Below are 21,452 nucleotides of genomic sequence, written 5' to 3' on the forward strand. Positions count from 1 at the left end.
CTTGGCGGTCGTTGTCGAGAACGAAACTGGACTCACTCCGCGACAGCCTCTCGATCAACTACTGTTGACGGCTTTGATGGGTTGCGGCTGAGCGGGGTCGGCGGTTCCATCGCCACCCAGCACGGCGGTGCCGTCCTCGGCGTACTCCACGCGCTAGCCGAGGTTCTGTTCGATGATGGCCGCATCGTCCACGACCAGGACGGTGATCTCGCTGTCGATCGGCGGTTCGGCGGCGCTCGTCATGGCACTCTCACCCGGCGGTCAGATCACGTAGCATGTTGATAGTGGCTATTTTGACACGTTCGATCTGCCGGTGCAACCGATTGAACGCATCGGGGACGTGGCCGAAGTCGCCATTGCGGCCCATCTCTTCCAGGCACTTGGCCGTCTCGTACGCTTCGGTCGCGGTGAGGTTGCCGAGCGTTCCCTTGAGGGTATGGGCTGCCGATTGAATGCCTTGGGCGTCCATCCGCGACACCGCAAGCTCAAGCTCCTTCTGCAACTTGGTGAGTTCCACGGGGCATAACTCCAGGATCTCGACCAACAACTTGGCATTACCCCGGACCCGGTTCAACAGTGCCGCCCGGTCCAGGGAAGCGTCCCCGGCCTCCCGTTCCGGGGTTGCCACCTCGGCACTCACTCCGGCCTGCGGAACACACTGTTCGATCGCAAGGAGAAGTCCCTCGGGCTGGATGGGCTTGGACACGTAGCCGTCCATCCCCCCGGCCCGACAGCGTTCCTGATCGCCCTTCATGGCGTGTGCCGTGAGGGCAATGATGGGCGTGTGTTGACCGGTTCCTTGCTCCCGCGCGCGGATGGCGGCGGTCGCCTGGAAGCCGTCCATCACCGGCATCTGAAGGTCCATCAGGATTACGTCAAACGGCTCTTTCCCCGTTGCGGCGACGGCCTCCGTGCCGTTGGACACGACGGTCACCTGATGGCCCGCGGCTTCCAGAATGCCGATCGCAACCTTCTGGTTGATCAAGTTGTCTTCCGCGAGCAGGATGCGCACCGGGCGGGCCGCGGGCGTGTCCGGTTCGGCGGTGCCGACGCTACCGAGTCCGGGACGCGGTCGGGCCGGGAGGCACCGGTCCTCTGCGGCGTCGGAGTTCGCCGCCCGGTTGATCTTGTCGATCGCCTCGACGATCGCGTTGAACAGAACGGACGAGAGGATCGGTTTGGTCAGGTACTTCTGCACGCCGACGGACTGACACCGGACGCTGTCCCCGTCCGCGTCGGCGGAGGAGAGCATCATAATGGTGGTCCCGTCGTACACCCCGTCGGCCCGCAGTTCCTCGGCCACGGTGAACCCGTCCATCCCCGGCATCATGGCGTCGAGCAACACGAGCGTGAACGGCGTTTCTTCCCGGGCGGCCTCCCGCATCGCCTGCAAGGCCTCGGACCCGCTCGCGGCGCACCACGGCCGCATGTCCCAGTGGATCAGCATGTCGTGCAGGATGCGGCGGTTGGTGGCGTTATCGTCCACGACGAGAACGCGCAAGCCGCGCAACTCGGGAAGGCAGTGGGTCTTCATCCGCGGCAGGGGTTGGTCCGACACGGGGAAGCGGGCGCGGAAGCTGAACGTGCTGCCTTCGCCCAGCACGCTCTGCACCCGCATGGGACCGCCCATCAGGGAGACGAGGCGGGCCGAGATCGTCAACCCCAGGCCGGTGCCGCCGTGGGTGCGGGTGATCGAGGTGTCGGCCTGCTCGAACGCCTCAAAGATCCGTTCCACCCGGTCCGGCGGAATCCCGATGCCGGTGTCGCGGACGGCGAACTCCAACTCGACCTCCTCGTCGCCCCCGCCCACCCGCCGGATCGTGACGTCCACCTCACCCGCGTCGGTGAACTTGATGGCGTTGCTGACGAGGTTGAGGAGCACCTGCCGCAACCGCCCCGGGTCCCCGCTCACCGCGTAGGGGACGTCGCCCCCCACGTCGTACGTCAGTTCCAGGTTCTTGGCGCTGGACCGAATGCTCATGTCCTTCACCACGTTCTCCACCCATTCTTGAACGTGGAACGGGACGGCCTCCAGCGTGAACTTGCCCGCCTCGATCTTGGAGAAGTCGAGGATGTCGTTCAGGATGTCCAGCAGGGTTTCCGCGGACCGGTGGGCCATCTCCAGGTACTCGCGCTGCCGGGGGGTCAGCTCGGTGTCGAGCGTCAGCCGGGTCATCCCCAGCACGCCGTTCATGGGGGTGCGGATCTCGTGGCTCATGTTCGCCAGGAACTCGCTCTTGGCACGGTTGGCGGCGTCGGCCGCGCCCCGGGCTCGCGACAACTCCTGCGTTCGGAGGACGAGTTGGGCCGCCTGGGCCTCGATCCGGTCGCGCGACTTCGTGACCTCGCTGGCGTAACGCCGCAAGTCCTCCTCGGCCCGCTTCCGCTCCGTCACGTCGCGGACGACGGCCACGAACCGGCTCCGCCGCCCCGCCGGGGACAGGTATTGGAGGGACACCTCCGCCGGGACCCGGTAGCCGAGTTTGTGGCCGAGGACCGACTCGTAGCGGAGTTGTGGTTCTTTCCCCGCGATCAGCGGGGCGACCAGCTTGTCCCACCCCGCCGGGGCGAAGTCGGGGGTGAGGTCGCACGGCCCCATCCGGAAGAGTTCGTCGCGGGAATACCCGGTCTGCCGGCACGCGCCCTGGTTGACGTAGGTGAACCAGAGGGTGTCCGGATCGATGATGAAGACGCAGTCGAGCGTCTGGTCGAGGGTCTCGCGGAAGTCGGCGAGTTCCGCGGCCAACTCCTCCTGGACGGTGACGTCCCAGTTCAGGCCGATCATCCGGACGGTTTCCCCGTCGGCGTCACGCTTCGCCACCCCGCGGGCCTTGATGTGGTGAACCGTCCGGTCCGGCCACGTGACCCGGAACGCGGTATCGAACTCCGCCTCGCCGCGGACCGCGCGCATGACTTCGGCCGACGCCCGCTCGCGGTCGTCGGGGTGAAGGCCGGTCTGCCAGGCCTCGTACGCGCCGCCGAACTGGTCGGCCGGGATGCCGTAGATCCGGTACATCTGGTCGTCCCAGATGAGGTTGTTGTTCCGGAGGTCCCAGTCCCACACGCCGATGCCGGTGCCGGTCGTGGCGATCGAGAGCCGTTCCCGCAACTCGTCCGCCTTTCGCTCGGCCTGCTTGCGGGCGGTGAGGTCTAACACGCTCACCAGCACCACCCGGTCCCGGCCGAAGGTGATCGGGTTCAAGTACACCTCGGCCGGGAACTCCGTCCCGTCGCGCCGCCGGCCCGAGAGGTCCGAATTCACCCCCAGCACCCGCGCCGCGGGGTTCCTCCAGTACTCCTCACGGAACCGGGTGTGAACCTCGCGAACCCGATCCGGTATGAGGAGTTCGACCAACTGCCCCGCTAATTCCTCGGGCGTGTACCCGAACGTTGCGACCGCCGCCCGGTTCGCGAGCTGGACGTGGCCGTCCGGATCGACGACGAGAATCGGGTTCGGGGCGGCGTCCACGACCAGGCGGAACCGCTCCTCCGCCTGCTTGATGGAGGTGACATCGTGGGAGATGCCGCACGTCCCGACGACCTCACCCCGCCGGTTCCGCAGGGGGATCTTGGTGGTCAGCACGGTCGCCTCCGTGCCGTCGGGCCACCGGGGGTGTTCTTCCTTCCCGAGCAGCGGCTTCTCGGTTCGCATTACCTCCTGTTCTTCGGCCGCGGCCTGCCGGGCGTACTGCTCCGGAAAGAACGCGGCGTCCGTCACCCCGACGACGCTCTCGGGGGTGGCCGCCCCCAGGCGCCGGGCCAGCGCCGTGCTGACGCGCGAAAATCGACCGCCCGTGTCTTTGAAGTAGATGGCGTCCGGGAGGTTTCTCAGGAGGGTCTCTAATAGGAACTGCTCGTGTTCGAGGGACGCTTCCGCCCGCTTCCGGTCGTCGACGTCCGTGATCGAACCGGCCATGCGGGTCGGCCGGCCTGCGGCATCCCACACCGCCTGCCCGCGGGCACGGAACCAGCGGTAGGCACCACCTTTCGTCCGCAGCCGGTACTCGTCGTCGTAAGGCTGACGCGATTCCAGGTGCCGGCGGATGGCGGCCAACATCCGGTCGTGATCGTCGGGATGGAGGCGGGTTTCGAACTCGCCGAAGACGTTCGCGAGTTCCTCGTCCCGGTGCCCCAGCAGCTCCTTCAACCGGGGGGCGTAATAGACCTCCTTGGTGAGTACGTTCCAGTCCCAGAGCCCGTCGGTTGACCCGTTGACCGCCAGCGCGTACCGTTCTTCACTCGCCCGCAGTTGGCGGGTCCGTTCCTCAACGCGGTCTTCCAGGCCGCGCTGCAACCCCTGTTGCTGAACGCGCAGCTTGAGGACGTGAGAGCACAATACGGCCGTGAGCCAGATGACGAACAGGCTGATGAGGCGGTTCGCGAGCCCGAGGTTCAGGTCTTCGCCCGGGCACGTCCAGAGGCGACCGACGGCGAGCACCGAGGCGACCACCGCCGTGCCCCACACCCAGCGACTTCGGCCGACGCCGAACGCCAGCCAGACGACGGCCGGGTAGAGCACGGGAATGGCATACCCGAGCGGGGTCAGACAGTCGGTCGCGAACACGGCCGCCGTCGCCAGCCCGGTGAGCCATTCGTTCCGGCGGCCGGGCGTGATCCCGCCGCGTGCATCGTCCGGTTGCGGTCCCATCGCGATGGCCCTCGGTGCCGATGTGCGAGCGACTGGACAACCCGTGGTGAAGATCTGGTGGAAGCCGACGCGGGTGGGAACCTCACCCGACCACCTTGACCACGACGGCCGTGATGTCGTCCAGAGAGTTTCGGCCACTGGTGAACTGGAAGACCGATTGGAACAGTTCCTGGAGGATTCGATCCGGGGTTTCCCGGTGGTTGCGGGCAACGACGTCCACGGCCCGCTTCCGTCCGTACTCTTGGTCGTCGGTGCTCCGAGCATCACTCAGCCCGTCGGTGAAGAGGTACAGGAGGTCCCCCGCGTCGATTCCGATGGAGCCGATGTCGTGGAAGGAAACCGACGGGTCAACGCCCAGCACGAGGTGCGTCGAATCCAGCCACACCACCGTGCCATCGGCCCGGATCAAGAATGCGTCGTGGCCGGCCCCCACGTAATGCATCCGGCGATTCTCGACGTCCAGGTCCGCCAGGAAAAAGCTGATGAACGTCGATTCCGGCATGTCCGCACAGAGTTCGCGGTTCAGTTCGGCAACCATGGTCGGGAGGTCGCCGACCAGGCGTGCCAGGGTGCGGACGATGGCCCGGACTTCCGTCATCAGTAACGCCGGCCCGACGCCGTGCCCGCTCACGTCCCCGAGGGCGACCAGCAATCGGCGGGGTCCGAGCTGGATGTAGTCGTAATAGTCGCCGCACATTTGGGTCAGTGGGATGGCCGAGCCGGCCACTTCGATGCCGTCGACCGCGGGCGCCACGCGGGGGTACAGTTTGCTCTGAAAGGATTGGGCCAGGCCCAACTCCTGTTTGGTCTGCCGCTGGAGAACCTGTTCCGTAATGTCCGTCGAGATGCCCGCGGTGGCGCACACCTGACCCCGCGGGTCGAACAGCGGGAACTTGACGGTCACGTACGTGTGTTCCCCGTCGTCCTGCCGGATGACCTGCTCCGCGACGATCGTCTCCCCGGTCGTCAGGATCATCCGGTCGTCCGCGACGTATCGGTCCGCGACGTCCTCGGGAAAAAAATCCCGGGTCGTCTTGCCGACGGCCTCGACTTGGTTCCCCGAGAAGAGTTCGGCGTGCCGTTGGTTCACGAACTCGTACCGGCCGTCGATCCCCTTCACGTAGATGACCGCCGGAGTGTTGTCCAGGATCGCCCGCTCCCGCCGCTCCCGGTACACGAGTTCGGCTTCCAGCCGGAGTCGATCGGTGACGTTCCGCCCCACGGCGTAGATCGTGCCCTTCTCGGGGACGGATCGCGCATTCCATTCGATCCAGTAGTCGGTGCCGCGGGTGTCGTGGAACCGGCACCGGAAATCGACGACCGTTTCGCCGTCCGCCAGCCGCCGGACCTGATCCCGAACCGCCGGCACGTCCTCGGGGTGGACGACATCGAAGCACGGCCGCGCCAGGAGTTCCTCACGGGAGTACCCGAGCAACCGGGCGAAGTTGTCGTTCACCCGCAGGAAGGAGCCGTTCACGTGGGCAATGCAGAACAGGTCCAGGGAGATGTCGAAGAACCGCCGGAGTTCCTCCCGGGCGTCCCGCAGGTCGGTAAGGTCCATCACCGTGCTGACCACTCGCACGGGCGATTCCCGGCGGATGGCGTTGAGGCCCACCGCTACGGGCACCACACTGGCGTCCTTCCTCCTCCCGAAGAGTTCGCGTCCGGCCATTAGCCGGTTCTGGGGGGACTTGCAGTAACCCTCTCGGAGCCCGGCGTGCCGCTCCCGGTGGGCCACCGGGACCAAGACCTCGATCGGTTGCCCAACCAACTCGTCCGGCTGATAGCCGAAAATGGAGTAGGCACTCCGGTTGGCGAACCCGATCGAGCCGTCGTGTTCGACGACCAAGATGCCGAGGGGTGCGTCCTCGACGTAGTCCTGGAACTCCCGCATCCGCTGGGCAACGTTCCGCTGCAACGTGGTGACGGTCCGCCCCACCTGGATGCGGGCCCGCAACTCTTCCGGATCGAACGGCTTGGCGATGTAGTCGTTAGCACCCGCCTCGAGGCCGGCCACGACGTCGATCTTGCGCGTGCGGCCCGTGAGGAGGATGACGTAGGTCGGCGTCGGCGTCGGCTTCAGGCGCAGCCGTTGGCAGATCTCGATGCCGTGGATGCCGGGCATCGCCCAGTCCAGGATGGCCAACGGCGGTGCCTCATCCTCTTGGAGAACCCGCCACGCCTCCCGGCCGTCGCCCACGGTGATGGTCTCGTACCCCCAGTCGTGAAGCAGCCCTTCGAGCAACTTCCGGGAGATCAGCTCGTCTTCGGCGATCAAGATCTTCATGGGCGAACCTTCCCCAACGCCACCGTAAAACCATCATCACGGCCTGCAGACCTGGATCGCACGTTGTCGTGGCGAGGATTGATCTCGCCCTCGGAGGCAAGAACAGCCGAAGGTGCTATCCCACCCGGCTACGAAACGCGGCACTTGAGTAAGCAATGGCAGATATGGGCCACCTGGACAGTGGTGGCACCGCTCAGAACTCGTTCTAATTATGATCTTACAAACTTCCCTTTTGCAATACTACTGGACTTGTAGGTTGTGAGGCAACCTCTGATTCGCCTTATTTTCCAGCATATTCGAAGGTTGTGTCCCAGACCGTCAAGATGACCACCGTTGACACCGGATACGAGTTTGGCCTCGAACCGCCCGTCGGTCTCCAGAAGAGGTCGAAGTTGCTCTCGTAGATGCCGGTCGGTGATTTGGCCCGCACGGCCATCCCTCTGCGAGGAACAGGTCGCGTATGTCCTCCGCGAGTCCCTCGCGTTCGCCACTGGCCGCATGTCACCCTTCATGGACGGTGGCAGAATCACGGCCCTTCCGAACTTCACGGTCTACATATTTCGGGTTCACACGTCTTACTTCCCTGCGAATTAAATTCACTTCGCCTGACACGGCGCGTTCGCGTGCCAAGCACTGACATCATCCCCTGAGATTGGAGGCCGAATGGTCATTCGAACCGCGTCTCGACGGTCCGCGTTCACGCTCATCGAGCTACTCGTCGTCATCGCCATCATCGCCATTCTGATCGGCCTGTTGCTCCCCGCGGTGCAGAAAGTTCGCGAGGCGGCGGCCCGCACGCAGTGCGTCAACAACTTGAAGCAAATCGGCCTCGCGTTTCACGGATACCAGGACGTGAACAAGGCCCTGCCCCACGGCGGCATGGACGGTCGGCCGACGGGCCAGACGTTCCAGACGTGCTGCAACTGGGACGACACGACGCAGGCGGCGAAGGAAGCCGCCGGACAAAAGTCGAACCGCGACGGGTTCAACTTCCGGTACCAAATCCTGCCGTACATTGAGCAAGGCCCGTTGTACGACCGGGTGCCGCGGGCGGACCTGTACAACGCCGCCGTGAAGGTTTATTACTGCCCGAGCCGCCGGGCCCCGACGGTGTACAGCGGGGCCGGCCGGTGCGATTACAATGGCAACGCCGGCACACAATTCTCCAACGGGACGCCGACCGCCACATCGACGGCGACGGGCGGCGGCGACGGCGTCGTTCAGCGGGCGACCCTGGCCCCTCTCCAGTTGGTCAACATCACCGACGGCACGTCGAACACGGTCATGGTCGCCGAGAAGTGGCTGCACCCGCAGCGGTTCAACGCCGACGGCGGGGACAACGAACCGTACGTCAACGCCGGGTGGGACGAGTGCGTCGTGCGGATGGCCGGCGGCACGTACACCTACGAGTACAACAACGGCAAGCCGGCCGTCCAGGGCACGAACATGCGGACGATCCCCCGGACGCCGCAGTACGACCTCGACGCCCCGTACGTCGTGGACAGTGCCGGTGCCAGCGTCACGATCTGGAACCAGCAGTTCGGTTCCATCCACCCCGGCGCGATGAACGCGGTCATGTCCGACGGGTCGGTCCGCTCGGTCAAGTACACCGTCGATGCGAACACGTGGATCGCGGCCTGCACCCGCAACGGCGGCGAGACGGTCTCGTTGGACAACTAACCCGTTCACTCCTTCCCCCCGCTCGCGACCGCACCGCGGTCCGGGCGCCCCAACCTTTCCTCAACCGTTCACCCTGGGAGTGGTTCAACCATGCGAGTTTGGATTATCACCGCCACGATCGCGTTGACCGGGTTCGCCGGATGCGGTCCCAAAGGTCCCGAGCCGACGACGCCAGAAATCATTGCGGCGCAGAAGAAGGCGGAGCAGGAGGTTCAATCCGCCGAATCGGCGATGCAAAAGAAGCAGCCGAAGACGGTCCAAAGGAGTGCAGAAGACGAAGAGCGAGCACGGCAACGGTAATCGGCCCCTCGACAAATTCTTGAGCCTGCCCGTGGACGAGCGAGGGCAGGCCGCTCGGTTTCCCAGTTCCGGAGTCCCGTATGATCCGACGACGATGGCCGGCCGTCTTGGCGCTGAGCCTGCTCCTTCCCTTCGCGGGCTGCGGCGACACGCCGGCGGTCGGCGAACTCCACCCGCTCACCGGCACCGTCCACCGCCAAGGCCGGCCGGCATCGCGGGGCGGCATCATCTTCACCCCGATCAGCGGCACGAGCGGCGGTTGGGTCTTCGACGCCTCGGTGAACGCCGACGGCACCTTTGCCGCCCGCACGAGTCGCCTCGGCGAGTCCCCGATCGTCTTCCGCCCCGGCATCCGGGTGGGGGCCTACCGCGTGACGTACCACCCAACGAGCGACGGCTCGAAGATGGGGTTAGACGTGGACCTGCCGGACCCGATCACGGTCGAGGTGAAGGACAATCACGTCGATCTCACCCTACCGGACGAGATGCCGAAAGGCATGGGTGCCCCGCGGGACGACGCGCCGGCCGCGGCCAACATCAAGTAACACGACAGAGGGTCAAGCCGCGCAGGATGTACCTATTTGGCCCGTTAAATGGTGATCCGCGTTCTGGCGCAACTCCTCAGCGACGGACGCGACTGATCAGCCTCGTCCACCTGGCCACGGCGATGAAAGAAGTAGAAGTCCGACTGGGCTTGCCGCCGTGAGTATGGGTCAAGAGCATCAAACCGACGGCCCCATCCGTTGGCGGTCGCCCCGCGTCCGTTCGGCCCAGGTGAGGAGGTCGAGGATCACTTTGGGGTTGACTGGCTTGACGAAGTGGAACGGGATGTTGGCCCACACCGACCGGGTGCGGTTAGCGTCGGCCGCGTGCCCGGTGACGGCAACGATTACCGGCCGGGGCCGGGCGGTCGCGAGTTGCTCGGCCACCGCCCACCCGTTCATCTCCGGCATCATGAGGTCGAGGACAACGACGTCCGGCGGAGCCTCGGCGGCCAAGCGGAGGGCAACGGACCCACTGTACGCGGTCCGCACGGGGTACCCGTTGAGCGTCAGGAAGGTGGCCAGCGAATCGGCCGCGTCTGCGTTGTCATCGACGACGAGAATGGACAGGGGTAGACGATCGGTCAAGGGAACGGTCTCTCGGGGCGACCGAGTGGGGCAAGCTACTGGCTTGATAGCAGGTGGCCGGCGCAACTGCCACTGAGATATCGGCGAATTGCTTTGCCCCGACTTAACGGACAGGTTAAGGGTGAGGGCACGTGCGGCAAGAAGGTCGAAGTGGTGGGCCACGTCGAGGGGATCGCGATCAGGTTGACGCGGGAAGACAGCCCGGTCGGTCAGCACCACTTCGTCCACACCACCTGGGTCAGACGGGTCCACGAGAAATACGTTCACCTGACGAAGAACTCGGTCGAGACGGTGAGCGGGTGAAAGAGCGACGACGCGTGCTGTGTGGGCTAAGGTCGCCTGCATCGACAAGTTGCTTACGGCCCGCCTCGGTTGAGGTGGGCCGTGTTGTTGTTCCCAAGTCATGCAGGAACAGGAATGACTTCGTCGTCCGCGATCACGTAGACCCGGTCCTCGACACCCGGCCGGACGTTCGCCGTGCCAGTGAAAGACCCGAAGGCGGGCAGGACGGCAACCCGTATGCCGAGCCAGAAACACGGCAGCGACAGGGTTTGTCGGCCGGCACCGAAGAGGCGGAAAGCCGGGTGCAGGTGACCGGCCAAGACATACCCTACCTCGGAGGACTCGGGATGATGCCGGTACACGAACGGCCCATCGGCAACGTCGTCGGACCGCCAGTCGCCGCTCCACGCTTCCGGGGGTAGACCGGCCCGGTCGTGGTTGCCCTTCACGACTTCAATCTGCACTTCGGGTCGCTCGATCCGCCAGTCCGTCAGCTCACTCATGATCCCGGGCGTTCGGCCCGACCGCGCGTGCCAAAAGTCTCCGAGGACGACCAGTCGCGTCGCGCCGGTGCGGTCCAGAGCCGTGGCGAGTCGGGCGAGGGTCGAGGCGGTTCCGCCGGGTACGGCGATACCCTCGGCCCGAAAGGTGTCGGCCTTCCCGAAGTGCAGGTCCGCGACGATCAACGTCTGCCGCCGCGGCCAGAAGGCGGAGCGGTCGGCCCGAAGTTCGATCCGCTCGCCGCAGAGTTCGATCGCCGCGCTCACTCGGCCTGCTCCCCCGCCCGCCGTTCAAGGGCGGCCGCCATCCGCTTGACCCGATCGGCCAGTTTCTCGGACGACACCGCTTCCCGCAGACGGTCAACGAGGAGTGGGAAGGCGAACGGCGAGGGGTGCCGAAGGCGGACCAGCACGACTTCGCTCGCGTCAATCCGCTCGATCGCGCGGGCCAGGCGGCTGAACTCGAGTTGCCGGTCTAGCACCTCGCGTCGGGCCTGAACCAACAGGAGGTTATCCGGGTCGTACTCGCGGAACACGTCGTAGAACAGGCCGCTCGACGCCTGAAGTTGCCGGGCCGTGCGGCCCGCGTGCGGAAGGCCGGGGTTGACGAGGCCGGCCACCCGGGCCACCTCGCGAAACTGCCGCTTGGCGAGTTCCGTGGCGTTCAACGACGCCGCCACGTCGTCGGTCAGTTCTTCAGTCCGGAGCAGGAACTTCAGGCCGCTCGCGTCGACGTCTATCGGGTCGGGGGAGACGAGTTCGAACCCGTAGTCGTTGGCGGCGAGGGTGAACGTCTGGGGCCGCAGGCGGGACAGGCGGTAGGCCGTCAGCGCGGCCAATCCCTCGTGGACGAGCCGGCCTTCGAACGGGTAGACGAAGAGGTGGTGGCCCGCGCGGGTCGTCAATTGTTCGACCAGTACCTCGTGCGACCGGGGGACGCGGGACCACCGGGCTTGCACGTCCAGGATGGGGCGCAAGGCCATCATTTCCGGCCCCTCGGTTCGGCCGCGGGCCGCCCCGTCGAACTGACGGCGGAGGGCGGCGGCCAGCGCGCCGGATAGCGGGAGTCGGCCCCCGGACCACCGCGGCACGGTGGTAGCCGGCCGTACCGTCCGCCGCACCCAAACGGTCATCTGGTACAAGCGGACGAACTCCAGCACGCGGCCGGCGAACGGGAAGCGGTCGCCAGCCTTCAGCCGCGCGGCGAACGACTCCTCGACGGTCCCCAACCGCCCGCCGCGCAGGAACCGAACCTCGGTGCTGGCATCACTCGTGATCGTGCCGACCGACTGGCGGTGCCGCCGGGCGATTTTCGCATCGGCCACCACGTACCGGTCGGCGTCGAGTTCGACCCGGCGGAACTCGGGGTAGGCGCGGAGCGATTCGCCGCCGCGGGTGACGAAGTCGAGCACCCACGCCCACTCGCCGTCGGTCAGCGTCTGGTACGCGCGGGTGGTGCGGACTTCGGCCAACAGCTCTGCGGGCCGGAACCCGCCGGCCAGGGCGGAGCTGACGAGGTGCTGGGCCAGCACGTCGAGCGGTTTGCCGACCGGCTCGCGGCCCTCGATTTCCCCGGCGGCGATGGCGGCGCGTGCGGCCGCGACTTCCGCGAGTTCTAGGACGTTCGTCGGCACGCACGTCACGCGGCTTGTTGTGCCGGGCTGGTGGCCACTGCGGCCGGCACGCTGGAGCAAGCGTGCCACCCCCTTCGGGCTACCGATTTGGAACACACGGTCCACCGGGGCGAAGTCAACGCCGAGGTCGAGGCTGGACGTGCAGACGACGCACCGCAGGGTGCCAGCGCGGAGTTGGTCTTCCACCCAGTCGCGGGCGGTGCGGTCGAGCGAGCCGTGGTGCAGGGCCATGCGGCCGGCCCAGTCCGGGCGGGCGGCCAGGATCGCTTGGTACCACGTCTCGGTGTGGGACCGCGTGTTGGTGAAGATCAGAGCGGACCGCGATTCTTCGACCGCCGCCACCACTTGTGGGAGCAGCGTCAGCCCGAGGTGGCCGGCCCAGGGGAATCGCTCGACTGTCGGCGGCAGGATGCTATCGACGGCGACCGGCTTCGGGACGTGCCCGCGAACGGTCCGGCCGGGGCGGCCGGGGCCGACGAGGGCTTCCATGGCGGTGTCGAGGTTGCCCAGGGTCGCGGACAGCCCCCACACGCGGAGGCCGGGCTGGAACGCGCGCAAACGAGCCAGGGCGAGTTCGGTCAGTACGCCGCGCTTGGACCCGAGTAGTTCATGCCACTCGTCCACGACGACGCACCGCAGGCCGGCGAACTTCTCGCGGGCGTCCGCGTGGGTCAGCAACAACGTGAGACTTTCCGGCGTGGTGACGAACACCGTGGGCAATCGCTTGCGCTGGCGGGCGCGGGCGGCCGACGGCGTGTCGCCCGTGCGGACGCCCACGTCCCAGGCCAGGCCGAGGGCCGCGAGCGGCGCCTGGAGTGACATCGCGGTGTCATTCGACAGGGCGCGGAGCGGCGTGACCCACAACACGCGGAGGGGCGGCGGGGCGGCCTGGGGCGGTTCGGCGAGGGCTTCGAGGACGGCCCCGAAGTATGCGGCATAGGTTTTCCCCGTGCCGGTGGCGGAGTGAATCAGCCCACTTTCGCCGGCGCGGTAGGCGGCCCACACCTCCCGCTGAAATGCGAACGGCGTCCAGCCGCGGGCCGCCATCCACTGCTCGACGGTCGGCGGGTGGGGTGGGGCGGCCGGTGCGATCGGGGGCCGCCGTTTCACCCCACCCCCTGAGCGAGGAGCGCCTTGACCTGTTCGAGCGTGTCGGCGTCTTCTGGCTTCTTGTCTGTCCGCCACCGGAGCATCCGGGGGAACCGCACCGCGACGCCGGACTTGTGCCGGCTGGACGCCTGAATGCCCTCGAAGCCGAGTTCGAAGACGAGTTCCGGCTTCACCGTGCGAACGGGGCCGAACTTCTCCCGCGTGTTCCGCCGGACGAACGCATCGACTTCGCCGATCTCGACGTCCGTCAGGCCGCTGTACGCCTTGGCGAACGGCACGAGTTGGTCGCCGTCCCAGACGCCAAACGTGTAGTCGGTGAACAGCCCGCTCCGCTTGCCGTGGCCCTGCTGGGCGTAGATCAGGACGGCGTCCACGGCGTACGGCTCGACCTTCCACTTCCACCAGTCGCCGCGGACCCGGCCGACGCGGTACGGCGACGCCCGCCGCTTCAGCATCATCCCCTCGACCCGCCGCTCGCGGCTGGCGGCCCGCTGCCGGGCGAGCGATTCCCAGGTGTCGAACGCGATCCGCGGCGACAGGACCAGGGCCGGATGGTCTGCGGCTAGGACTTCGAGCATCTCCCGCCGCTCGGACAACGGCCGGTCGCGGAGGTCAACGCCCCCGCCCTCGACCAAGTCGTAGGCCATCACCACGACCGGCACGTCGGCGAGGAGCTTCTTGCCGACGGTTTTGCGGCCGATGCGCTTCTGCAAGTCGGCGAACGGCTGGACGGCTCCGTCCTTCCAGGGCAAGATTTCGCCGTCGAGCACGGTGCCGTCGGGCAGCCGGTCGGCCATCGCCTTCAGTTCGGGGTAACGGTCGGTGACGAGTTCCTCACCGCGGGACCAAATGAACGACTGCCCGCCACGGCGGACGACCTGCGACCGGATGCCGTCCCACTTCCACTCGGCCTGCCATTCGGCCGGCGGGCCGAGGGCGGCGGGGTCACCCTCCAATGGGTGGGCGAGGAAGAACGGGTACGGCCGGCTCAGGGCGGCGTCGGCCGCGTCGGCGGCGGTGACGCCGGCGTAGAACGCGGGGGTCGGCTCCCAGTGGCCCATGAGCCGGTGCGCGACCACGTCGCCGTCGAGGCCGGACACCTTCGCGATCGCGCGGGTGACGAGCAACTGCGACACACCGACACGGAACGCGCCGGTGATGAGCTTGTTCCAGACGAACCGCTGCGGCCGGTCGAGTTCCGCCCACGCGGCCAGGACCGACGCCTTCTGTTCGGCTTCCGATAGTTCCCGCAGGGGCAGCAGGCGGTCGTGGACCCACTCGGCCAGTGTCCGGTCGGACGCCGTCCCGCCGTCGGGCAGGAGCAGCGCGAGCGTTTCCGCCACGTCGCCGACCGCGTGGTAGCACTCGCCGAACAGCCACTCGGGAATGCCGGCCTGCTCCCACGCCCACGCCTTCAACCGCTTCGCCGGCACCGCCTGCCGGGGCTTGCGACCGCTCAGGAAGTAGACCGCCCACGCCGCGTCGGCCGGCGGGACCGCGGCGAAGTACCGGGCCATCGCCTCGACCTTACGGCCGGTCCGCGTCGTCTGGTCGAGTTCCGCGTAGAGTTGAGCGAACGCCTTCACGTCGGCGGTTCCTCGGGGGCCTGCGTCTCGTCCTCGTCGCCGAACCGCGTGGCGATCACGTCGGCGTCCGTCCCGTGGTCCCGCAACCACCGGGCCAAGACCGCGGCGAACCCGTGTGTGGCCAGCACGCGGGTCGCGCAGGTCTCGCGAATCGCCGTCAGCAGACCGGGCCAGTCGGCGTGGTCGGAAAGGACGAAACCGCGGTCGAGCGCCCGCCGCCGCCGCGCCCCGCGGACGCGCATCCACCCGGACGCCATCGCCCCGGACGCGGGTTCGAACTTCTTCGCCCACGGCGACCCGTCGGCCGACGGCGGCGCGATTACGAGAGCCCCGGCCCAGGCCTTCTTGCCACCCCGCACGCTTTCGCCGACTGCCGTCGTCGGCGGCAGTTCGATGCCACTCTCGCGGTACGCCTGGGTGATGCGCTCGACGGCCCCGTGCGTGAAGATCGGCCCGATGGTCGCGTCGACGCCGGCCAGCACGCGCTGGGCCTTGCCGAGCGAGTACGCGAAGATTACGCTCGCCAGCCCGGCGTCGCGGTTCGCCCGCCACCAAGAGTTGACTTCGGCGAACAGATCGGCCGGCGCGTCCCAGCGATACACCGGCAGGCCGAACGTCGATTCCGTGATGAACGTGTGGCAGCGGACCGGCTCGAACGGCGTGCAGGTGGGATCGGCTTCGAGCTTGTAGTCGCCGCTCACGACCCAGATTTCGCCCCGATGTTCCAGGCGAACCTGGGCCGAGCCGAGGACGTGGCCAGCCGGGTGGAGCGAAACACTCACGCCGTTGCGGACAACCGTTTCGCCGTACGCCAGGGGCGTGAGGTTCGGTGAACCGAGGCGGACGTCGAGCAGTCGGCGGCCGGGGGCAGCAGCGAGGTAAGAGCCGCACCCCGGTCGGGCGTGGTCGGCGTGGGCGTGCGTGATGACCGCCCGGCCCACGGGTTTCCACGGATCGATGTGGAAATCGCCGACCGGGCAGTACAGGCCGGCGTCGGTAATCTCAACGAGCGGAGCGGCCACGACGACCTCGGCAGCGGTACGGGCACGGCATTGTAGATCGCCCGCGGCCCCGGGAGTCAACTCGAGTGCCGATTCTATCACCCTCGGCCTGCTCTTGGGCGGAAGTATGGGGAGATTAGCCCGCGACGGGTCGCGCGTTCTGCACCCAGAACGTGATGTCCCAGATCGACTTCAGCGACGACCCGCTTCTCCAAGAGCGGACCTTCTCGCACCTCGGCACGCAACACAAGTGACTCGCGCAGCCCAATGGGTGCCTTTTCCAATGCTGGAAGCCTCGATATGGGTGAGGAGGAACCGCACCGCGCCACGCCCCGGGCGTTTCATCCGTGTCCACGATCGACACCACGGTTTCGCCTTGCACCCGCGCTTCCATCCGCACGGCCCTGTCCGGGGGAGTCGAAGTACAGCGTGTGGGGTAGTGAAAGGTCGAACCCGGCGAGCACGTTGTCGCGCAAATGGATGCCGATGTTGTCGGTGGGGAGGGGCAGGGTAGTCGATCTCGTTTGCCCCCCGAACGACGCAACCCGCCTTGGTGGGCGGGTTGGTTCTCTGTCGTGTAACAGATGCCGATCACTCGCTCTTATCCTTCAACTTCTGTCCGGCGTCCTTAACAGCTTGGCCCGCTGCGTGGGCGGCTTCGCCGACCTTCTCGCCGACGACTTGGGCACCTTCCTTCACTTTCTCGCCGACCTTCTTCGCGGCGTTCTTGGCGGCGTCCCCGGCGTCCTCAATTTTTTCACGGATGGTCGACATGGTCGTGCTCCTGCGAAAGAGTTCTCTCCGGGTCTGGCCAACGGTCAGACCGAGAGTGCAGGATGGAAAGCAAGTGGCGTGCCAGGTGGGTCAGACTCCGGACCTTGCGACGGATGGCCCCGACGCCGAACACGGTGCCAGACTTCATTCCTGAGAAACGACCTCCACGCTGTAGACGAGTGTCGTCTTCCCTTTCCCCGATGTCCCGCGGTGCAATGCTGTGAAACGCCTCCCGCCGGTATCACTTCTTCCGCCACACGGCGTCGGGTTGCAGGCCGAGCTTGACCATCGCCGGCTGGATCTCCGCGTAGAATCGCTTCGCATCGACGGGGTAGCCAGCTGTCGGCTTGAGGCCGGGGACGTGCTTCTGCCAGAAGGCGTTGAACTGCATCATGCACACTTCGCGGAGGTACTTGCACACCATCGACGCGAGCGCCACGCACACCGAATCGCCGTCCGCCTTCGGGCGGAACACGACGGCAACTTCCCGCCCCAGCCCCGCGACGCGGTAGCGGCTCTCAGCGGCCCCTTCTCGCTCCGGCACGATCCAGCCGTCGGGGAAGGCTTCCTGTAGGAGCGGGCCGTAGAAGTTGCGGCCGCCTTGCTTGTCGCAGACGACGAGGACCGGCTCGGCCGAATAATCGATCCCTGCAACCCGTCCCAAGTGGGGCACTTCGCGGAGAACTTCGATGAGCCCGTCGGCCAAGAGGGTGGCTTTCGACCCCGTCTCGTCAATACGGCGATTGAATCGCGGTGCGGCAACGAGCATCGTCCGGGTCATCGAGATGCCACCCAAATGTGACATCATCGCGGCGTGCCGACCGAATTGATCCTCGTATCCGACCGGTTCGGGGGAAATGAGTTCGTTCTTATTGAGCCAACACTCGGCCCGTAAACCCGCGAGCGTTTCCTCAGACGAAAGAGCGAACAGATTCCAAATAGTGTTCGACCAGTCGGGATTTTTTGGTAACGCCTCCGGGATCACCAGCAACCCGCACCGGGCCGCACACGCCAACCGCTGGAAGCCCTTAGCCCCGGCGTAGACCTTCTTCGAGTCGTCGATCAGCAGTCGCCCGTCGTCCCGTTCGTGGCATCGTCGGACCCACGGCCGCAGTGTGTCCCAGCCCGCGGGATCATTCTCCGGCAACCGCAGGGCCACGGCCGCCTGCACGAGTGGACCGAGGTTCGGTCCGTACCCGGCTTCGTCGATCCCCACGACCCACGGCATGACAACTCCTTCGCCCGTATAACAACCCCACCGCCCGGAGATACCCATGGCGATGCTGCCGAACAATATCTTCTTGAAGATCATCCGCAAGGAAATCCCGGCGAAGGTGATTCACGAAGACGACCTGTGCCTCGCGTTCCACGACGTGAACCCCCAAGCCCCGACGCACGTGCTGCTGATCCCGAAGAAGGAAATCCGCACCCACGCCGACCTGACCGACGCCGACGCGGGCGTGATGGGCCACCTGCACCTCGTCGCCGCGAAACTGGCCAAGCAACTCGGCCTGAGTGCCGGCTACCGCCTTGTCATCAACAACGACGAGCAAGCCGGCCAGACCGTGCCGCACTTGCACCTGCACCTGCTCGGCGGCCGCGACATGACCTGGCCGCCGGGGTAAATGACTGTGACGATCGATCAAATCCGCACGACCCTCCGCGATCGCCTCGCTCATGTGAACGGCCGCATCGCGGCGGCCGCCACTCGCAGCGGGCGGAGGCCTGACGACGTGACGCTGATCGCCGTGAGCAAGACCGCGGCGGTCGAAGTTGCTGCCATCGCCTTCGATCTCGGCGTCCGCGACTTCGGCGAGAGTCGGCCGCAGGAGTTGTGGAAAAAGCACACCGCCCTGCCCGCCGCCCGATGGCACCTCATCGGCCACCTTCAGCGGAACAAGATCGACAAGACGATTCCCCTCGTGTCGCTCGTCCACTCGGCCGACTCTGAGCGGGTGTTGGCCGCGCTGAGCGAGTTCGGCGTGAAACGAGCCTCTCCGGTCGCGGTGCTGCTGGAAGTCAACTGCTCGCGCGAGGCGAGCAAGGGCGGCTTCCCGCCCGAATCGGTCGGCCAAGTCGCGGACGCCGTGATGAGTTTGCCCGGCCTTCGCCTCGAAGGACTGATGACGATGGCCGCCTACGGCGACGACCCGCAGACCGCCCGCCCCACCTTCGCCGAGTTGCGGGAACTGCGCGACGGGTTGCGAACGCGGACCGGACTGCCGTTACCGCAACTATCGATGGGCATGAGCAACGACTACGAAATCGCTGTGGAGGAAGGGGCCACGCTCGTTCGCGTCGGGAGTACGCTGTTCGAGGGGTTGGGGCCGTGATCGTAATTCAACCGCACGCCGAGGGGGCCACGCTCGCGGTGCGGGCACAGCCGGGGGCGAAGAAAAACGCGATCTTGGGCGAGCACGCGGGCGCGCTCAAGGTGGCCGTCACCGCCCCGCCGGAGGACGGCCGGGCGAACGCGGCGATCGTCGAAGTGCTGAAGGACGCCCTCGCGGTCAAGCGGTCGCAACTCGAACTCCTCAGCGGGGCCGCGAACCGCAACAAGGTGTTCCTCGTGCGCGACTGCACGCCCGACGATCTGGCCGCCCGCGTGCGAGAACAGATCGGCTGACCGCCGCTCGCCCGCCCGTCGGCGGGGCATATACTGCGCAGCAGTCACATCACCGTCGAGGGCTTCCCATGCGATCTCTTTTCCTCTTGGGCGTACTGGCGTTCGCCGCCGTTCCCGCACCCGCGGCCCCCGCCCCGAAGGGCGGCAAGGCGCAGCTCTTGATCGTCTCCGCCCGAACCGGCTCGGCCAACATTTTCTTGGTCGATGACGACGGCACGAACGAGAAGAACCTGACCAACAGCAAGGCGGCCACGAACACCTGCCCCGCGTGGTCGCCGGACGGGTCTAAGATCGCGTTCGTCTCGGACCGCTCCGGGATGATGCACGTCTACGTCATGGACGCCGACGGCACGAACCTGAAGGCCGTCACGAAGGGGGAGCAACCGTGCCGCGTCCCGTCGTGGTCGGCGGACGGCAAGACGATCGCCTTCTGTCGGCCGGCCGAAGGCGGGTCCGAAGTCTGCCTCATCGCGGCCGACGGCAGCGGCGAACCGAAGGCCCTGCCCGGCGACGCCTGGGACCCGTGCTTCTCGCCCGACGGCAAGAGCATCGCGTTCGTCTCCTATCGCGACGGCGACGGCTTCCGCCTGTACACGATGGCCGCTGACGGGAAGAACCTGAAGACGCTGCACGACAAGGCGAACCCAACGGGCTACCGCTACCCGGCGTGGTCGCCCGACGGCAAGATGTTGGCCTGGGCGCACGGCGAGGGATCGGGGTTGGACCTGTACACCGTCGGCTCCGACGGCAAGAACGGCCAACAATTCACCAAGCAGGGCGGCCTGACCGCCTACCCCGCGTGGTCGCCCGACGGCAAGCGGATCGCGTACTTCTCGCAGCACGGCGAGGGGAAGGGTGCGTTCTACGTCGTGGGGGCGGACGGCAAGAACCCGAAAGTCCTGGCGAAAGACGAGGAGCCCGTCGAGGGGGGCCGCCCGGCTTGGCGGCCGTGATTTACTTCTCTTCGTACAGCCGCGCGAGGTCCACCAAAACTTTCTCCAACCGCGCGTAGTACTCGTCCTCAGCGAGCTTCTCCTTTTGCTCGCGCAACGCCGCGAGCGACTGTTCGAGTTCGTCGCGGCGCTGCCGGACTGCGGCCGGCACGGCTTTTTCGCGGTCGCTCGGTACGAGGTGCCATTGGTGGGCACGAACGCCGTCGGCCGCGGCCCTGTCCTTCGCCCGCTTCACCGCCCGCACGCCCTGGAACCAGTCGGCCGACGAGCCGAGTTTGTCGCCGTTGTCGTCGAGCAGCGCGTGCTCAGTCGCCAGCCGGCCCTCGCCGCGGTAGAACTCGGCGACGCGGTGGGAGGCCGTCAGGAACGCTTCGAGCAATGACACCTGCCCGTCGCGATCCACGTCGGCGGTCGGGTCGTCGAAAGCCGCCGCGAGGTACTGGCCGAAGCGGGCGTAGTTGGCCTCGCTGCCGCTACGGGTGGCCGTGACGACGACGCGGTTGGCGCCGGACAAGAGGTTGACGAACGAACCGCTCGCGGAGGCACAATTCACCACGGCCACGGGCCGCTTGACCGGCGCGAGCCACTCGGCCAATTCGCGTGCGGTCACGTCCGGCCCGCGGAGGTTGAACCGGGCCTCACGGCCGTCGTCCGTCCCGTGGCCGATCAGCACGACCCACAGTGGTGCGTTCGCGACTTCCGCCTCCCGCGCCAGCACCTTGCGAAGTTGGTCGCGGTCACCTTCGGCCCCCGGCTTGTCGCGGCCAATGACCGTGACGACGTTCTTCCCCTTATCGGCGGCCGCCTGCCACTGGTCAGCGCATTTCTGGAACGTCGCCTCGAACTCGGTCGCGCCGGCCGCACCGATGACGACCACGACCGACGGCCGGGGTTCCGCGCTGGCGAGGCCGAGCGTTATGAGAAGGAAAGGGAGCATCGCG

The 21,452-nt window shown here is 66.9% G+C and carries 18 protein-coding genes; 8 read left to right on the plus strand and 10 right to left on the minus strand.

Annotated elements, in window-relative coordinates:
* Positions 1–250: 250 nt before the first annotated feature.
* Together PX52LOC_RS32640 and PX52LOC_RS32645 are read right to left on the minus strand one after the other, a co-directional pair.
* A complete protein-coding gene (locus PX52LOC_RS32640) occupies positions 251–4,648 on the minus strand; it encodes a PAS domain S-box protein (RefSeq protein WP_149114005.1) in 4,398 nt (1,465 codons plus the stop codon).
* A gap of 82 nt (positions 4,649–4,730) precedes the next feature.
* The gene (locus PX52LOC_RS32645) at positions 4,731–6,935 is read right to left on the minus strand and encodes a PAS domain S-box protein (protein WP_149114006.1); all 2,205 of its coding nucleotides are present in this window, start codon (positions 6,933–6,935) and stop codon (positions 4,731–4,733) included.
* Positions 6,936–7,598: 663 nt separating this feature from the next.
* On the opposite strand from PX52LOC_RS32645, the gene PX52LOC_RS32650 reads away from it, so the two are divergent.
* The 3 genes from PX52LOC_RS32650 to PX52LOC_RS32660 all read left to right on the plus strand — a co-directional run bounded on the left by PX52LOC_RS32650 (position 7,599) and on the right by PX52LOC_RS32660 (position 9,460).
* On the plus strand, positions 7,599–8,615 hold the full coding sequence (locus tag PX52LOC_RS32650) for a DUF1559 domain-containing protein (protein WP_149114007.1): 1,017 nt from the start codon (positions 7,599–7,601) through the stop codon (positions 8,613–8,615).
* Between the two features lie 90 nt (positions 8,616–8,705).
* The gene (locus PX52LOC_RS32655; RefSeq protein WP_149114008.1) at positions 8,706–8,915 is read left to right on the plus strand and encodes a hypothetical protein; all 210 of its coding nucleotides are present in this window, start codon (positions 8,706–8,708) and stop codon (positions 8,913–8,915) included.
* A gap of 80 nt (positions 8,916–8,995) precedes the next feature.
* Positions 8,996–9,460: a hypothetical protein gene (locus tag PX52LOC_RS32660; RefSeq protein WP_149114009.1), complete on the plus strand. Its 465-nt coding sequence runs from the start codon at positions 8,996–8,998 to the stop codon at positions 9,458–9,460.
* A gap of 177 nt (positions 9,461–9,637) precedes the next feature.
* Here PX52LOC_RS32660 and PX52LOC_RS41280 read toward each other — a convergent pair whose 3' ends face one another.
* Positions 9,638–10,045, minus strand: a complete 408-nt coding sequence (locus tag PX52LOC_RS41280; protein ID WP_315853264.1) for a response regulator — start codon at positions 10,043–10,045, stop codon at positions 9,638–9,640.
* 93 nt (positions 10,046–10,138) lie between these two features.
* On the opposite strand from PX52LOC_RS41280, the gene PX52LOC_RS41285 reads away from it, so the two are divergent.
* Positions 10,139–10,348, plus strand: a complete 210-nt coding sequence (locus PX52LOC_RS41285; protein WP_246173534.1) for a DUF2171 domain-containing protein — start codon at positions 10,139–10,141, stop codon at positions 10,346–10,348.
* A gap of 98 nt (positions 10,349–10,446) precedes the next feature.
* Here PX52LOC_RS41285 and pdeM read toward each other — a convergent pair whose 3' ends face one another.
* From pdeM to PX52LOC_RS32700, 6 genes are all read right to left on the minus strand, one after another.
* The gene (pdeM, locus tag PX52LOC_RS32670) at positions 10,447–11,094 is read right to left on the minus strand and encodes a ligase-associated DNA damage response endonuclease PdeM (protein ID WP_149114011.1); all 648 of its coding nucleotides are present in this window, start codon (positions 11,092–11,094) and stop codon (positions 10,447–10,449) included.
* The gene (locus PX52LOC_RS32675) at positions 11,091–13,571 is read right to left on the minus strand and encodes a ligase-associated DNA damage response DEXH box helicase (protein WP_246173535.1); all 2,481 of its coding nucleotides are present in this window, start codon (positions 13,569–13,571) and stop codon (positions 11,091–11,093) included. Before PX52LOC_RS32675 ends, pdeM begins: the two co-directional genes overlap by 4 nt.
* A complete protein-coding gene (locus tag PX52LOC_RS32680; protein ID WP_149114012.1) occupies positions 13,568–15,157 on the minus strand; it encodes an ATP-dependent DNA ligase in 1,590 nt (529 codons plus the stop codon). Before PX52LOC_RS32680 ends, PX52LOC_RS32675 begins: the two co-directional genes overlap by 4 nt.
* Positions 15,154–16,179, minus strand: a complete 1,026-nt coding sequence (locus PX52LOC_RS32685; RefSeq protein WP_149114013.1) for a ligase-associated DNA damage response exonuclease — start codon at positions 16,177–16,179, stop codon at positions 15,154–15,156. Before PX52LOC_RS32685 ends, PX52LOC_RS32680 begins: the two co-directional genes overlap by 4 nt.
* Before the next feature lie 570 nt (positions 16,180–16,749).
* The gene (locus tag PX52LOC_RS32695) at positions 16,750–16,932 is read right to left on the minus strand and encodes a hypothetical protein (protein WP_149114014.1); all 183 of its coding nucleotides are present in this window, start codon (positions 16,930–16,932) and stop codon (positions 16,750–16,752) included.
* Between the two features lie 241 nt (positions 16,933–17,173).
* Positions 17,174–18,160, minus strand: a complete 987-nt coding sequence (locus PX52LOC_RS32700) for a hypothetical protein (RefSeq protein ID WP_168219356.1) — start codon at positions 18,158–18,160, stop codon at positions 17,174–17,176.
* Between the two features lie 52 nt (positions 18,161–18,212).
* On the opposite strand from PX52LOC_RS32700, the gene PX52LOC_RS32705 reads away from it, so the two are divergent.
* From PX52LOC_RS32705 to PX52LOC_RS32720, 4 genes are all read left to right on the plus strand, one after another.
* On the plus strand, positions 18,213–18,557 hold the full coding sequence (locus PX52LOC_RS32705; protein WP_149115690.1) for a histidine triad nucleotide-binding protein: 345 nt from the start codon (positions 18,213–18,215) through the stop codon (positions 18,555–18,557).
* The gene (locus tag PX52LOC_RS32710) at positions 18,558–19,265 is read left to right on the plus strand and encodes a YggS family pyridoxal phosphate-dependent enzyme (RefSeq protein WP_149114016.1); all 708 of its coding nucleotides are present in this window, start codon (positions 18,558–18,560) and stop codon (positions 19,263–19,265) included.
* Positions 19,262–19,558 (plus strand): DUF167 domain-containing protein, encoded by a 297-nt coding sequence (locus PX52LOC_RS32715; protein ID WP_149114017.1) that lies wholly within the window; start codon positions 19,262–19,264, stop codon positions 19,556–19,558. Before PX52LOC_RS32710 ends, PX52LOC_RS32715 begins: the two co-directional genes overlap by 4 nt.
* Positions 19,559–19,626: 68 nt before the next feature.
* Positions 19,627–20,511 carry a TolB family protein gene (locus PX52LOC_RS32720; RefSeq protein WP_149114018.1) on the plus strand — a complete coding sequence of 295 codons (885 nt, stop codon included), beginning with the start codon at positions 19,627–19,629 and terminating at the stop codon, positions 20,509–20,511.
* Between the two features lies 1 nt (position 20,512).
* Here PX52LOC_RS32720 and PX52LOC_RS32725 read toward each other — a convergent pair whose 3' ends face one another.
* Positions 20,513–21,448 (minus strand): hypothetical protein, encoded by a 936-nt coding sequence (locus PX52LOC_RS32725; protein WP_149114019.1) that lies wholly within the window; start codon positions 21,446–21,448, stop codon positions 20,513–20,515.
* Positions 21,449–21,452: the final 4 nt, after the last annotated feature.

The sequence above is a fragment of the Limnoglobus roseus genome, from assembly GCF_008254045.1.
GTDB classification, from domain to species: Bacteria; Planctomycetota; Planctomycetia; order Gemmatales; family Gemmataceae; genus Limnoglobus; species Limnoglobus roseus.